General features: G+C 46.3%; 13 protein-coding genes and 1 pseudogene. 9 read left to right on the top strand and 5 right to left on the bottom strand.

Annotation, left to right across the window (positions count from 1 at the left end; translation table 11 throughout):
- Nucleotides 1-3: 3 nt before the first annotated feature.
- Nucleotides 4-732 (top strand): M48 family metallopeptidase, encoded by a 729-nt coding sequence (locus EDF81_RS18575; RefSeq protein WP_123349649.1) that lies wholly within the window; start codon nt 4-6, stop codon nt 730-732.
- A gap of 62 nt (nt 733-794) precedes the next feature.
- On the opposite strand, the gene EDF81_RS18570 is transcribed toward EDF81_RS18575, so the two are convergent.
- The 5 genes from EDF81_RS18570 to EDF81_RS18550 all read right to left on the bottom strand — a co-directional run bounded on the left by EDF81_RS18570 (nt 795) and on the right by EDF81_RS18550 (nt 8,134).
- The gene (locus EDF81_RS18570) at nt 795-1,130 is read right to left on the bottom strand and encodes a hypothetical protein (RefSeq protein ID WP_123349648.1); all 336 of its coding nucleotides are present in this window, start codon (nt 1,128-1,130) and stop codon (nt 795-797) included.
- 112 nt (nt 1,131-1,242) lie between these two features.
- Nucleotides 1,243-4,038, bottom strand: a complete 2,796-nt coding sequence (rdrB, locus tag EDF81_RS18565; RefSeq protein ID WP_260232732.1) for an antiviral RADAR system adenosine deaminase RdrB — start codon at nt 4,036-4,038, stop codon at nt 1,243-1,245.
- The gene (rdrA, locus tag EDF81_RS18560) at nt 4,038-6,782 is read right to left on the bottom strand and encodes an antiviral RADAR system adenosine triphosphatase RdrA (protein WP_148049945.1); all 2,745 of its coding nucleotides are present in this window, start codon (nt 6,780-6,782) and stop codon (nt 4,038-4,040) included. The genes rdrB and rdrA overlap by 1 nt, the downstream gene beginning before the upstream one ends.
- A 340-nt stretch (nt 6,783-7,122) precedes the next feature.
- On the bottom strand, nt 7,123-7,338 hold the full coding sequence (locus EDF81_RS18555) for an AlpA family transcriptional regulator (protein WP_123349646.1): 216 nt from the start codon (nt 7,336-7,338) through the stop codon (nt 7,123-7,125).
- 175 nt (nt 7,339-7,513) lie between these two features.
- The gene (locus EDF81_RS18550; RefSeq protein ID WP_123349645.1) at nt 7,514-8,134 is read right to left on the bottom strand and encodes an inovirus Gp2 family protein; all 621 of its coding nucleotides are present in this window, start codon (nt 8,132-8,134) and stop codon (nt 7,514-7,516) included.
- A 1,103-nt stretch (nt 8,135-9,237) separates the two neighbouring features.
- Here EDF81_RS18550 and EDF81_RS18545 point away from each other — a divergent pair.
- The 8 genes and pseudogenes from EDF81_RS18545 to EDF81_RS18510 all read left to right on the top strand — a co-directional run bounded on the left by EDF81_RS18545 (nt 9,238) and on the right by EDF81_RS18510 (nt 14,962).
- Nucleotides 9,238-10,068 (top strand): hypothetical protein, encoded by an 831-nt coding sequence (locus EDF81_RS18545; protein ID WP_123349644.1) that lies wholly within the window; start codon nt 9,238-9,240, stop codon nt 10,066-10,068.
- 96 nt (nt 10,069-10,164) lie between these two features.
- Nucleotides 10,165-11,049, top strand: a complete 885-nt coding sequence (locus EDF81_RS18540; protein WP_260232731.1) for a GTPase family protein — start codon at nt 10,165-10,167, stop codon at nt 11,047-11,049.
- 247 nt (nt 11,050-11,296) lie between these two features.
- Nucleotides 11,297-11,851, top strand: a complete 555-nt coding sequence (locus tag EDF81_RS18535) for a hypothetical protein (protein WP_044030216.1) — start codon at nt 11,297-11,299, stop codon at nt 11,849-11,851.
- Between the two features lie 27 nt (nt 11,852-11,878).
- Nucleotides 11,879-12,499, top strand: coding sequence for a hypothetical protein (locus tag EDF81_RS18530; protein ID WP_123349934.1), 621 nt, complete (start codon nt 11,879-11,881; stop codon nt 12,497-12,499).
- A gap of 181 nt (nt 12,500-12,680) precedes the next feature.
- Nucleotides 12,681-13,099 (top strand): annotated as a pseudogene (locus EDF81_RS18525) (JAB domain-containing protein).
- 11 nt (nt 13,100-13,110) lie between these two features.
- Nucleotides 13,111-13,446: a type IV toxin-antitoxin system YeeU family antitoxin gene (locus tag EDF81_RS18520; RefSeq protein WP_123349643.1), complete on the top strand. Its 336-nt coding sequence runs from the start codon at nt 13,111-13,113 to the stop codon at nt 13,444-13,446.
- 63 nt (nt 13,447-13,509) lie between these two features.
- A complete protein-coding gene (locus EDF81_RS18515; RefSeq protein ID WP_123349642.1) occupies nt 13,510-13,878 on the top strand; it encodes a TA system toxin CbtA family protein in 369 nt (122 codons plus the stop codon).
- Between the two features lie 229 nt (nt 13,879-14,107).
- Entirely contained in the window at nt 14,108-14,962 is an 855-nt protein-coding gene (locus EDF81_RS18510) for a DUF4942 domain-containing protein (RefSeq protein ID WP_123349933.1), read from the top strand.
- The last annotated feature ends 304 nt before the right edge of the window (nt 14,963-15,266 follow it).

Below are 15,266 nucleotides of genomic sequence, written 5' to 3'. Positions count from 1 at the left end.
TCCATGAGCTTTATCTACGGTGATGAGCGAATTACTTTCGAGCGTAAACCCCGACCGCTGGTGAATGGACGCATTCTGATAAAAGTGCACCCTGACTGCCGGGTTGTGGTCTCCGCGCCGCAGGATACCGATGATCAACAGGTTCTGAACGCTGTTGAAAAGCGCGGGCGCTGGATCTATCAGCAGCTACGGGATTTCCGTAAGCAGCTGGAATATGTCACACCACGGCAGTATATCAGCGGTGAAAGCCACTACTACCTGGGCAAACAGTACATGCTTAAGGTGATAGTGGCTCCCTCTGAAGTTCAGGGCGTTAAAATGTTGCGCGGTAAGCTGGAAGTTACTTTGCGTCATAAGAGCGCTGAAAAGGTGCTGCAGCTGCTGACTGACTGGTATAAGGCCCGTGCCCGGGAAGTATTCGCCAGACGGTTGAGTGCAATGCTGGAGCAAGCGTTGTGGGTCAGTGACTCACCGCCATTGCGCATTCTTACCATGCAGACTCAGTGGGGAAGTTGTTCCCCCAATGGAAGGGTGACCCTGAATCCCAATCTGGTAAAGGCCCCGCGTGAGTGCATCGATTACGTTATTTTGCATGAGCTATGCCATCTGGCGGAACACAACCACAGTGAGAGGTTTTATCGGCTCATGGGGCAGGTAATGCCGGAGTGGGAATTGACAAAAGAGCGACTAGATGGGATGGCATGGCAACTGATTGGTTTTAAACATAAATAATTTTTATTGGAATAATATTACATCGTTCAAACTGACTCGATGTAATGTTTCCAGTAAAATAGTTAATTTATTGAACCATCCGGGTGGAGATACATCCCGCCTTCTAAGTAAACAGAAGCACCAGATTCAACCGTTAAATCTTCGTACAACGCTATCATCCCTGAATTAACCGGATATTTTTCTATCATCCAATAAACATCCACATCATAGTTTTCCTTACGCAGCTCATCATCAGAGGTTACCCCAAGATCCTTCTTTAACCCGATGATATTAAAGATCCATTTCTTACCATCTTTGATGTAATAAGCACCACTGTAAGCATTAATATCGGGAGTTTTTTCATATCCCATATCTAATGCTTTATAACAAGAATGTTTACCTGAAGTTACAGCTTTCATGGGTCATCTCCATATGGTTATTATTCATTAATATATTATTACATTGGTTTGTTTTTATGTTCTAGGTTTCATTAGCCCAAGGTAAAATCCTCATATCAATCCAAAATATCAGTTATGTGAATAGATGATTGGCTGCATTCAGAGTGAATACTGGTTGGTGATGACGATGGAATTGCTCTACACCATAGCGACGTAAGCGTTCCAACCAATCTTCGGCTACCGTACGAGAAATCCCTCGCTCAATGGCAGCTTCACGTAGTAGTGCAAATTCGGTACGCAGTGTAGTCGGCATGATACCTGGATCGTCAGTATTTACCAGCACACGGATTGGGCCACAGCGGAGGCCGTAACGGTTATGCTTAGCGCCGTTGGCCAAGGTGGATTCATCTGGTGGGTTCCAACGAAAGATAGGATGCTCACTGTGCTTACCGACTCGGGAAATATACACATTCGAGGTTGGATTCGTCTCAATTATTAGGCCCTTGCGATCATACTCATGCAATAAATAATCCTGCAAAGCATGCATGAAGCGCAGTTCTTCAGGGCTTTCGCTATCGTGCAGAAGAGCTTCATCGGTCTCTTCTGGGGCATGATTCAATTCACTATGACATTGATTTTTGTGTTGCATGCGTACCACTATCAAAAATGGTGAGGCATTACCGAGGGCCAAGTGTTGGTGGCGTTGGTTGTATAATACCTCTGGTGTTAACCTCCCATCATTAGTATTAACTCGTTGTAGCCGAACTAGATCAGGCACCGAGCATTTTTCCTTGGCACTCAAGATTTGACCATCGCCAATTCTACGGAATTGAAAATAACAATTACGGCGTAGCAGCCACGCTTGGAACAGCAACTCTGGAGTAATGTTCTCATCGTGCTGGCCAACCCAGTATCGCAATTTCTCGCGAAAATTCGTCTTCCCGACCTGGTGTTCAGATGCTTCTGCAGATATTGAACCTGATCCAGCATTAATTTCCGGATAATGCAACCAAGCGCCATAACGGCATATGCGACGTATACGCCGCTCTAACAATGGTAGCACCTGTCCGGCCAATGGTAATCTTGGACTGAGAAGACAGGCGTGGTGCCATGCCCATACCAGATTATCCAAATGTTCGTCCACCGGTAGAATCATATCGCCATGTTGTTCAACCCAGTGCTTAGGTTTGATACCTAGTGCGAGTGCGTGACCCAGTCGATCCCCATCGCGCATTTCGGCAAAGCGCACGGTTTCATCCACATGCCGCAGGCCTGACAGTGGGTGGGCATAATCTTCGCCAGCATGAATGCTAAGGTGAAAACCACTACATGCTTGTGAATCTGGACTGTAAGGATGAGAACCTAAGCGCAACCAGCGAAGTAGGGGAGCAAACCATTCGATTCGTAAGTCATTTTCATTGCCTGCTACATCTAACCCACGCAACCACCGTGCCGGCTCAAAAGAGAAATTCGGGTTCTTTCGGCCGCCAAGAAATTCGTCTCGATTCCAATCAGAAGTGGTCCGCAAGCTGTTCTGCAGTTCTTCGGCATGCTTCCATAATTTCGCCATATCGGGCGCTGATTTCTGACCATCTTTGCCATCCTTTGCTGAGCGGGAAAAATGGGCGCAAAAGTGCCATTGTTCTAATACTCGGATATAGCTTAGCTCGGCTGTATTCAGGGGCTTGGTATGTGTTGTCGCCTCCATATGTGGGAGAACGGGAAGAAGAGATTGACCCAGCGTATCGCCGAGCGCCCTCGCAAATTCGGCTATTTCCTTTGGTTTGAAAAAACTTGGGCCGCCTTTGGCTTCCAGCAGATCGTTTGGGCTGGCCATTAGGTGATGCAGATTAGGAAGGCGAGTATGTTGGTTTGTGGCTGTTTTTCGTAATTTGTTAGCAAAATAATCTTGTGTAAAACGACTCAGACCTAGATCATCCATAATGAGTTGGCGGCGCAGGCTCATGGTTTCTGTCAACAGATACAAGATCGCTACGCGTAGTGTCGGCGGGCTTTCGGGATGACGGTAACGCCGAAGTAAGAAAACCATCAGCCATAACCAACAATTACCTATCCCATCAGGCTTGTTAGCGCGCTGTGCGATTTCGGCTAGTAACCATTCTGGCGAGCCTATCAGTGCTTGTGCATGATATTTTCTTAAGATATCCCAATCGGGAAACGAATCCTTTTTACCGGACAGATCTGGTTCATCATTGCAAGCTTTCTGAAGGATAACTTGGTAGCCGACGTTCTCGCCATTATGCGCGGGTGACCACTTTAGTAGCTCGACTAGAACTCTTTGTAGTCGTTGCAATACGGTTTTTTCTTCGGCCATGTGTTTAGTTGTGTGTAACTTACCAAGCAGTTGTCCGCCCAGAATTAATTTTGCTGCGCTAATACCGCCTAAGTGCACATGACCTTCCGCATATGGAAGGTCTGGATTGGGAAGTGGGGCAAAAAATGGTTTCTGATGGTCGAGTACTCTACGAAGACTCTCAGCACTGGGAGCTTGTAATTCATCCATCCAACCACTGAAATGCCATGCAGCTAAAAGCGTAGGGTCCAGATCGACAGCCAGTCGGCAGTAGACCTGCACTTGAGTCTCGCGATAATGAAGATAGTCACCATGCCGAACCAGTAAGTTATTTGAGAGCTTCTCCAATAAAGGTAGTTGGCCACTGATAAACAGGTCCTTTTGGATGATGGTATCAATCAGCCGGCGCAGATCATTGCGACGGAATTGCCTGGGTCGATCTTTTTCCATGCAGCGCAATAGAGCTTCACGACAGTCTGAGTGCAACGTAGCCAGAGGATTATTTATTCCGTTGTTAATAGGTTTGCTGCGGAGGTACTCCAGCAAAGTTTTTGCCAGCTCATGACTAGAAAAGCATTGCCCACCGACGAGTTCAAGAAGAGAACGTTCTAGCATCAGGATTCTCTCGACTGTTCATTGAAAATTTTACGATATGCTTTTTCTAGCCGAAGTAACGCTTCTGTCTCTGGAAATTGTTCATGCATCCTCTCGAGAATTAATCGAGCTTTTTCCGGGCTCAACTTCTTAAGCTCTTTATCTAGGATGTTTGCAGATATGTTGTCTTTACGACGGGGGGTAATTTCAAGTAATTCACGCAAATACCGATTGGCATGTTCGCCTTTGGCTACATCGGTAATGACTACAGGAGCTGTATTTGAGACTGCTGTATCAATATTTTCTTGAGGTCTGTCTGCAGTTTCTAACCATTCTCGTAACGGGTGGTTCCCTAAGTAATATGTCATTGCGCGCATTACCTTGCCATAGTAGGCAACATCACTATCGATCCCCCCACCTTGAGGGAAAAATGGGAGTATGTTCTGCCGGAATAAGGGGTTCTTCTCAAAAGAAGTGGTTTTGATCAGATTAACCGTAGAAATACTGGCGGGTAAACCGAATAGGGGGCCTTTTTCAAAACTCCCGCAGGCTGACCAGATGCAGTAAAAAGCATGCAAGCCAGTATTGAAGACCTTTTTAGCATAATTTTCATGCTTATCAATCCGCTGGTTACTATTAAAGAATAAAGCTTGATTGAAAACCTTATTGAACACGTTGTATATCAACCACGGAGAAAAGCGTACCAGCTTTAGTTGATGGTTTTTTCGCCAAATACTAATCTCCTCAACGAGGGTATTGATGGCATCGATTGACTTTGGGTCTAGATCTGAGTCTGCAACATCCTCATATTCCTCATGATCATTGGACATGAAGGCTTGAGTTTTAGTGGGTGCTAACATGCTGGTGGAGTAGAATGGTGCGCGATCCAGAAGACTGGCCACATCCGAAGCCGTTACGTCACGAACTAAGCTGGTCACCAGTAGCTCAAATAGGCGGCCGATATTCATTTTGGTGCCTCGGCTAGACTCGCTATAATAGTTGTGATGGGTCAATAGTCTTAGTAATAACCGCCCTTGAGAGCTTTTGGCCGATTGAGTGATATCCCAACGAAGCTGGCCCCACAGCCCACTTTCTGGTAGCGGATAGGGTAGCAGTACTTCTCGTTTGCCAACTTCTTCTAACCAATAGCGAGGTAGTTGTTTTTCAAGCACTCGCGACCAGCTTGCCAATGTGTCCCGTTTACTAAAATCTTTGTAGGATGTTTCAGTATGATTCAGTGGTTGGAATAAAGGAGTGTCGAGGATGCTGCTGCCGGGCTCGTTCTTACCATACCAATGTTGTATGGCTTCCAGTACCAAGCAAGTTGGGCCAGCCTCCTGCTCACTACCAAATTGCTCACGTAGCCGTTTACTTAGTAGCACCGCATCGTTCGCCTGCATTTCTTTTATGGTGTCTTCACTGCGTGTATTTTCTGCCTGTCGGACTGTGTCAGCAAAAGACTTGTAGACGGGCCTGTAGTCACGATCCTTTGCCAGTGCAGCTTCTGCATAATTGGTATTAAAGCGGTCGACCATTTCACTGTTGATTTCTGGAGCTAATTGTCCGGCACGCTTGGCGGCAAGACCACTCTGCGCCTGTCTCAACTCCCTTGGCAGTTTTTCTAACAAGTGATCTTGCCCACAGCGTCGAATCAATTGAGTCAGAGCGCGGATTGAAGGGATAGGTAAAGTTAACTGACTATTTTCCAGCGAATTGACTGGGCCAGCAATAAAACCCTCTAGCCAAGCATGGAAGGCACCTAGAGAGGTAATAGTTCCTTCATACTGATCGGTGCTAGGAATACGTACTTCAATCTGAAAATCACTCAGGTAATCCGCAATATCGGGCATGCGCATACGGTTAGGCACTGGTAGAATTTTACGCTGGTATTCTGTTGCCAGTTGGATTGCCCATTGATTTGCTTGCTCTTCTTTATATCTCGGTGTGGGTTTCACAATTTTCCCATGAAATTCACGCCAGATTACCTCGTAGTACAAATTCAGATCACCACTAATTATGGGTAGCAACAATGGAGTATTTAGATAGCGGCGAACAATTTCTAGGTTTTCATATGCTCTATCGAGTGCAGTATCTACATCGTCTATGGGTAGCACTAGCAAATCTCTACCCAGCAGTGTTAACACACTACGGAAGAAAGCATGTACCTTACTATTGAGCTGTCGGTTGCCAATAAAACTGCGTAACTTATCTAATCCACGCTCATCCTTTTGTGCATCAACGCTTTCAAGCCCGCCAGCCAGATCCTCCAGTGATCTTAACATCGAGCGGTAATTGGGGTCGTCATGTTTAGCCTGTTGTACTTGGTTGTCGCTTAGCACCGCTGCCACAATCACGTGTAGGAATAGATCATCGTGTTCTTCCAGTAGGGTTGGATCCACTGGTTTTAGTATATGAACCCGCGCAAGTAAATCCCTATTCATCTGTGCTCCAGTACGAGGGAGATCACTTCCTTGCTGAGCTTCGTAAGATGTATTCGCTCTTTGTTTTAAGTAGGCGGGAAGGTTAACAAGCACAGTTGATTTCCCTGACCCACGAGCGCCATCAATTAGCACTGCATTGTGGGCACGTAGGCTGTCAAAATCTTGATTTGAATTCTTTAGCACTTTACTTGCTTCGAGCTGAGCCTCACTAATGAGCGTGTATAGGCGGTCATAAACATCCCTAGCGAGCAAGGTCTTCGGGTCACTCAGACTAGCTGTTTCCTGTTGGGCGGCGTTGATATATAGCTTAGCGTTATCGTTCACTGTGTGCTCCCTACTCGTGGATAATTTAATTTTTTTAATCAAACAATCTTGCCATGGCTATCAAACAAAGCCAACAAGATGAGGGTATTACTAACATCGAGATGTGTTAACTAATGGGGGTTTGTTACATAGAAGTTTAAAAAATGATGTTATTACATGGCTTTTGTCACTAATTGTGCACTACGCGAAATAAGTAGGGCTTCCTATTGCTCTGGCTTCTTGTAAGGTCAATGCGAGTGTTTGTCTTTTGTGCAATCGACCTGAGCGAACTAACGTTAAAGATAAACCGAGATTCAGTCGGGACGAAAGATATGTGGCAGTAGCAAAATTTGCTACGCCACTACAAAGTAGCACGTGAATCCGAGATACGTTTTCGAACCCAAGCTTCTACCTCACTCTGTAGCCAACGAGAGCTGCGGCCCAGTTTGATGGGCTTAGGGAATTCGCCGAGCTGAATCAGTTTGTAGAACCACTTGTCACTTAAGGCAGTGAACTGCGTGATAAACGCCATATCGACAAGCTGATCATTTAGAAGGGATGGAGTGTTGGTATTCATGATTAAATCTCCTTTAAGTCAATTGGTTAAAGGAGGAATGACTGTCTTTAAGTTTGTGTTGCAGCCTTCCTCAGTGGATGGAAGGCCGTGTAAAAAAGTACTGATAATCCTAATTTTCAGAATGGTGATGCGTCTGCATTACCTGAAATCTCGTCAGAGTGTTTTCCAACGGTTTTTAGTCTTCATCGAAAGTTCCTTGTGCAGAGACTGAACATCCCAATGTACGTACCTTGTTGCTGTACTGCTTGGTTCGGTGCTTGGCCATGTAATCAATGCGCTGAAACACCGCCTGACAGTCATTGGTGGCCCCCAGCTTGGCCCTGAACAGGTGATAACAAGGGTTTTCCGGGAACGAGACCAGAGCACGGTATTCATCCCCCTTGAGCTTCAGCGCGCTTAACCATGCCTGAGTAATCAGGTCTGCCAGGCTCCCTTTTTTCTGATACTCCCCCAGCCGCCAGAAGGCATCTCGGTTAAACATCAGCAGCGCGTGATAGTGGATCTTCTCCCCGCACTGATTGTTCTCTCTCACCCAGATGTAATGCAGGTCTGATACATGGACTTGCTTACCAGGGGTCTTTTTCTTTTTTCGTTTAAACAAGGCGGTTAGGCGAGACCTGATGGCCGGTGTAAAGGCTTCAATGGCTTTGTTGTCATCAACGCAATAGCCATCCGGAAAACGCAGGTCTACACGGACAGCAAAGGTTCTCGGGTGTGTTATCAGGGCATTGTTCAGCGTGCTACGGAATCGCAAAAGGTAATGGAAGTTATGGGTCTCAGAGATGTTTTTTGTCATGGCGCTGTCTCGGGTTGTTATTTTACAGATAATAACGAGCTCACTTGAAAATGACGGGATGCGTGAGTGAGCGCGTTATCGGATATGGGAAAGCACGGTCAGTGGGGCTGTGGTGTAACCTGTGTTGTGCGTTATTCATTTCTGGCGGAGCGGCTTGGCGGTAAATGTGGGGGGGGTGAGTTTCGCTTCTCACGCTGGGTTTGGGGTTAGGGTTTCGCATAGTATTACTACGGAGTTATTGGCTATCAGGATTGCAGGTGACATATCAAGTCATGTTTATGGGATTGGTTAATATTTATTAAAATAAATATAATTAATTTTGTGTATTAATTTGATTTATATAATCCTTATTATTTATATATAAATATATATTATTATATCCGATAGGATTTTGGTTGATGTGAGGGAAAGTAACCCTGGAGCAATAAGGCCTGGGTGATAGACATTCGGTTTCTCACCCCCTCAATTTTACTCTGGCGTTAGCCTGAACAAGAGTAGAGAAACCATCCCACCCGTGTTCATGGTGATCGCCATTTCCAGAGGGCAGTCCCTAGCTTTACGTTAAGGGGGATTCCTGCGATAACACTCCCTTCTCACCCGGTTGACTATGGCTCCGAGTCCGCTGCTCAGAGAGTTGGCGTGAGCGGTTCAGGTACTCTGCGTTGATGAGACGCGAACGGGTGACCGCGGGTCATCTACTCGATAAGATGCGCAGTTTTTTTTCACTGATTGTCGCCACAATGCCCCCTGCGATGCTCCTCCGTGAGGCATCATGGACGCAATGCGCTTTTTCGTAAGACGGGCTGGTTTTTTATTTATGACGCTAATTTTAATGATAAAAAACAAAAGTAGGTCACTTTTTTATGGTGTTTTTGTCTCTTGAGTCATTTGAAAACTAGACTGTCTTATCTGATTTTTTTCGATTTATAGGTCACTTTAAATTTATAGTGAATGAATAAAGTAGGTTAAAGTTGATTGATATCTTTTGTTTTTGGTCTGAGATTGATGAGGCTGAGATGGCCAGGTAATGTTCGGTTCAGCTTCAGTCAACAGGACTTAGCCAGCAGGCATTTCGGTAAGTTCAGTCATATAAGGGGAATAACATGGGGTACAAATACAAAGCGACGATGTACTATTCTGACGAGGGTATGGAGCGCTTTCTTGCAGAAAAATCCATCAAGCCGAATGGTAAGAAAAGTGCCTCGCAATACCTTTATGCTTTAGTGAGCAGAGAACGAGAAAGTACAGGTAACGCAGACATCGCTAAAGGTGAATCCGGGGTCATCAAACTGTATCCCCAGTTTATCGGCGGGAAGCAAATTGATATTAATGGCCGGGTCGCTTTTTCCTCCCTCGCGACCGCCAGCCTCGGTCGCCAAAAAAAAGCTGAACAACGACTAAAAACAAAGATGCTCATGGAGGAGATTGACAAGGCCATAGTTGAACAAGTTATGTCTGAAGGCTTTTTACAACCAAAAGTCCTGGATAAGGCGCTCGATAATAATGACTTCTCGATCATCCTGAAAACTGAGGTGACCTGCCATTATCATGAAGAGGCATATTTAGATGATTATTGCCAGGGTATCTTTACAGCCAGATGCTTAATCCTTCACATCACCCAATTAGAATGGGAAAGGTTAGATGGCAAGTATGACTTTGAAAATATAAAGTATTTTAAATATGAGGATCTCGCAAAAGTTGAGAAACACACGCAGAGGGGACTGTGTAAAATCGCTGAGCTGTCTCCCAAAGATAACGCTGGTGCGTTCTTTATCCCTGTGCGCGCAACGTCAAGAGCATTTCCATCAGGTAGCGTGCCGATGAATTCTCTCTCTATTCGTGGTGTGGATATCTCCTTCAATAAGAACAGAGTGAAACTGAAAGCCATGAACGCTACCCAGAGGAAAAGGTATTTCGGATTAGGTATGGGCTGAGCCTGTTCAGGTGTAAAAATATTCAGACCGATATCATTTTAGCGAACACGACAACAGCGGTTGCTGTCGTGTTGTGGCTATCTTATGGAGGTCTCCGTGCCCGACAATACCGAACGCGCCTTACACACCCTTAAACAGCACATTTCCCTTCTTCCCGGCCCGCTTGCCCAAACTGTCCTTGAACGATTACGCCAATGTATTAACTACGCGCCGACCATCGGTATGATGGGCAAAAGCGGGGCCGGAAAATCCAGCCTCTGCAATGCCCTGTTTACCTCGCCACCCGCGCCAGTCAGTGCGGTGCAGGCATGTACCCGTCAGGTACAGCGCTATCCTTTTTCCCTTGCGTCACATGCCTTGTTCATCGTGGATTTTCCGGGTATTGGCGAATCTCCGGCATTCGACCCGGTGTATGCACGCCTGTACCGACATTGGCTGAACAAACTGGACCTGATTGTCTGGGTACTCAAAGCCGACGACCGAGCCTGGAATGACGATATTCGTTGTTATAGGCAATTGGTGTCGCACGGTGCCGATCCGGCCCGGTTTATCTTCGTCCTGAACCAGGCAGATAAAATTGAGCCTTGTCGGGAATGGGATGTCGTCAATCACCAACCGTCTTTACATCAACAAGATAACCTGCAGGAAAAAGTGGCTCAGGTGGATGCCGTATTTTCTCCAGTTCATCCTGTTTTGGCGGTTTCTGCCTCTGAAGGTTTTAACATACCTCGATGGGTCGAAACCCTCATCACCGTTTTACCCGACAAAGCCAGCAGTGCGGTTGCCCGTCAGCTTGAGCCTGAGTATCGGACAGAGAAGGTGACCACCACGGCGCAGGAGGGCTTTAGCCGCGTTGTAGGTGACATCTTTGACGCAAGCGTGGAAGCCCTGCTGGAGTCACATACATTAAGAACGTGGTTAAAACAGGTGCGCTCTCGATTGCTCTCTTTGGCCAAATTGCTCTGGCATCGCTTCTTTTAACGTATGCCGAGAAACCTGACTTGTGTTTGATCTGTTTCGCCGATCGAATATAGATTTGTCATAGTTTTTGACTATTGAACTTCAATTAATGATCGTTTATATCGATAGATTTCAGCGATCGGTTTCGGTTTATTGATCTTCACTAACGATTATCCCTCCTCTTTACATCCCGATACGATCCCCTCGCTGGGGAGGTCGTTTAATCCCACCGTTTTCTAATTACTTATTAATAAAGGAATATTTCTCTATGTTGAAACCTTATCCGTTTCTTAAGCAAGACACCTATGCCTGGTGTTTATCCATTGGCCTTCCGGTTATCTGGATACCCTTCGCCATTTTCTTTCCTAAAGAGATTGCTCTTGGTTTGTATATGGTGCTCTCGCTTATTTGGGTGCTGCTCGACCGACTTAACCTGATGAAGCAGGAGATCACACCCCCTTCAATGGGATGGTTCTTGCTTCCGATGGTTTATCTCCGTCAACGTGACGAGCGTCAGGGGAAGCCCTGGCGCTTGTTACAGGTATGGCTGATTTGTACCGTATTGTCAGCCGTGGCCGGTAATCATTTTAAAACGCAATCAGGTACCGAACGGCTTGCGCAAAGTGCTTGCCCGGTGGTCACTAAAATCCTGCAGCGTCAGGGCATAGAGGAGCACTGTATCCGTATCACAGATATTAAAGAGGAGGTGGCAGGCCGTTTTTATCAGGCTCAGGCTTTGTTGAATACCGGCTCAAAAGAGCCGCTGACGATAGAAGTGCGTTCAGGCGGTAATATTTACGTCACGCTAACGGATTCGGAATAAGTGATTTTTATCAAGGAGATGATGAACATGAAAAAAATGATAATGATGTTTACCCTGTTGGTCAGCGCTCTGTTGAGCCAGGCCGTATGCGCAGCGGCGTATGATCCCAAGCCGGTAGAATACCGGAATGTGGTGGCTGACAACGTACAGGTTGAGCATGACCGTATTATGGATGGAGTTGATGAATTTATCATCACCGGCAGGAAAGGGGATATTACGGAGAAATTCAGACTCACCTGCAATACTGGCGAAGCACGTCTTGGCATCCTGTATTACCTGAAAGATATCTATGGCGATAAGGCTGAGGGGGCAACGGGAATGACTCTGCAGTATTACCCCGCTGGGGCTCATCAAATGGACATCAGTATTGATCATCCCGATACGCTGATGGACAGCCTGTTGACGGCTAACCTGTCACTGGCAGTTTCTGCCATGCAGGAGCGTAAGACAGGGACCTTTGTTTTACACTTCTACTACAACGACAGCAGCTTCGATCATGTCCCTCTGGCTTACAGCTTCCAATACCCGGTGAAATTGCTGGCCCCAGCTCTGGGGAAGGCATTGGTTGATGCCAAGACCACATCATGCGATATCAAATCAGGCAATAGCCGGCTATCACCACTCAAGCGTCTTGTTGATCACCTTTAGCTGATTGATTACCGCTATCAGTTTGTTACTCACTTCGAGCCCTGTCGCTGATCGCGACGGGGCTTTTTGATTTTAGGGGCCGAAATGACCTATTTCAGCAATCTCTCGCATTGCTGCTCAATGAGTCCTGAATGCAATGCCATCATGCATATGAATAACTGAAAACAACGGGAATAACCTCATGAATTTAACCTTATCCCCGGCAGTCACTGAACTGCCGTTAAGTTCGCAGCGTACTATCAAACGCGCTCTGTTCTTGCTGGAGACACATCTGCGTGAACCGGGGATCTCACTCACGTCACTTGGTACTGTCAGCGATTGGTTGCGGTTGCGGATGGCTAGATTGGAGCGAGAAGTCTTTATGGTGCTCTGGCTGGACAATCAGCATCGATTGTTAGCCCACGAAACGTTGTTCACCGGCAGTATCAACAGTACCGAAGTCATTGCCATCCCTCCGGCCACGCTGAGCCCAGTGTTGCCGACCGACAAATCACCGGCAAGATTAAAGATGCACTGGCACTGGTTGAGGTCAGGATGCTGGATCACTGTATTGTCGGTGGCATGACGGTGTATTCGTTTGCTGAGCACGGCTTGTTATAGGGGGAGGCACGATGCCATCAATCACTACCCCAGCCTGGGGACTTAAACGCAACGTCACTCCGCAGTTTGGTGCCCGCTTGGTACAAGAAGGCGACCGGCTGCATTTTCTGGCCGACCGTGCCGATATCAGCGGGACCTTCAGCGACGCGCAGCTACGAGATGTAGATAACACTTTCCCGCAGTTCATCAACCACCTGGAACTGATGCTGCTTTCTGGTGAACTCAATCCCCGCTATCAGCACTGCGTCACGCTTTACCGCAATGGACTAACCTGTGAAGCCGATAGCCTGGGATCACACGGCTATGTGTATCTCTCCATTTATCCTACGCCTTCATCAACGGCATAAATCTTCGTTTTTTATCTCTATCACTTTCCCTTTTTTCATCTGACTAACAACGAGATAACCCACATGCAAATCTTACCTGTCACTCCGAAACAGGCGGCTTACGCTTGCCCATCACCCGTTATTGTCTGGCAATTCATGCTCACGTATCTGCTGAAACAGCATTACGGATTGGCGCTTAACGATACCGAGTTCAGTGATGAGGCGGTGATCCACGAACATATTGATGCCGGTATCTCTCTGGCTGATGCGTTGAATTTCACGGTGGAAAAGTTCGACCTGGTTCGCATCGATCGCCGGGGGTTCTCCTGCCAGGAACAATCTCCCTTCATCACGGCTATCGATATTCTCCGTGCCCGTCGAGCCACCGGCCTGATGACCCGTCTGGGTTACCAGACCATCACCTCAGTTATCCAGGGCGAAAAGCAGACATGAGCCTATCCGGATTACTGCTGGCATGCTGATTACCTGTCCACCCAGATTGGCAGATTTTGTTTTTTTGAGGGCAAGTTCGCATTCGATAGGCAATAAAGCTATTAGCCATCTAGGTTTTGCGAAACGCTTTCCACACTATCTTTCCTGAGCTTTATCCCCTTTTTATCTGTTGCATAATACGTCTAACTGATTTGGTAGGCGTGTTTGCTTTTATGTAAGGATTACGATGATGCAAACTGAACCTGAAGTCATAGTTGAACAGAGCGAGGTGATTTGCTCGACCAGCGTAGCGCGAATCGTTGCTGGCCGTGATAGCGCTCTGAAACAGATAGAACAGCTGATCTATCAGCTTAGTGAAATTTCTTCACTCACTTCTTCAATTGGTGGGGGGACTGCTGGCGAGTGGGCGATGAGACAAGGAAGCCGCTATGACTGCTGGTTAATGGAAGTGCCAGACAAAGCTATAAAGTTGATTACCCAAAATATCGATCGCAGTATTTGGCGTGATCTGATGATGAAATCTGGAATGCTGGCTCTCATGGATGCTGAAGCTCGCGAGCAGTGGTATAAAAATTTGGAAGAGGGCGACCTACCAGCTATCAATGAAGACAATATCCTCAGCACTTTTGAACAGCTACATCTGAATAAACAGGATGTATTTGAGCGCGGTGTTATCAATATTTTCAGGGGACTATCATGGGAATATAAAACAAACAGTCCCTGTATGTTCGGCAAAAAAATCATTGTTAACAATCTGGTCACGCATAACCGTTGGGGGTTTAGCTTAAGTTGGGGCTGGCGGCGGGACCAGTTAGTTGATTTGGAGCGAATGTTGTATCTGTTGGATGGTAAGCCCGTTCCTGACAATCGTGGGGATATCTCTGTGCGGTTAATGGAGTATATCCGAGATAACCCTCGTCAACAGAGTTACGAGGATGAGCTTTTTGGTATCCGCTATTTTCAAAAAGGTACCGCGCATGTAATTTTCAAACGCTTGGATCTGGTGGAGAAAATGAATGATATCGTGGCGAAGCACTATCCAGGGATGTTAGCTCGAGAAGAGCGTGCCCTCTATTCATTTTGAAGCGATAAGTGAGCCTGTTTACCGCATCAAAAATGGAGTAAAATCCGCAAGATCCACGAGCCATTCGTTGACTGCTTTTTATACAAAAAGGAGCAAGCAAAAGCATTTGGGGGTGCTTATGGGGGTTACTTAATTATCCATATTAAATAATCCTTTTATTATCATGATATTAATGTTCTTATGCGACTCCTGTGATCTCCATTTTTTCACAGCTAAATATTCTTAGAAAAATCCATCTGTGATTGGATTACAGACAACCGTCTTATCAAACAACCAACAAGCAAATTTTCCGTTAAGCCCAAAA

It is taken from the genome of Enterobacter sp. BIGb0383, assembly GCF_003751845.1.
In the GTDB taxonomy this organism is placed as follows: Bacteria; Pseudomonadota; Gammaproteobacteria; order Enterobacterales; family Enterobacteriaceae; genus BIGb0383.
This window is presented reverse-complemented; position numbering and strand designations above follow the sequence as displayed.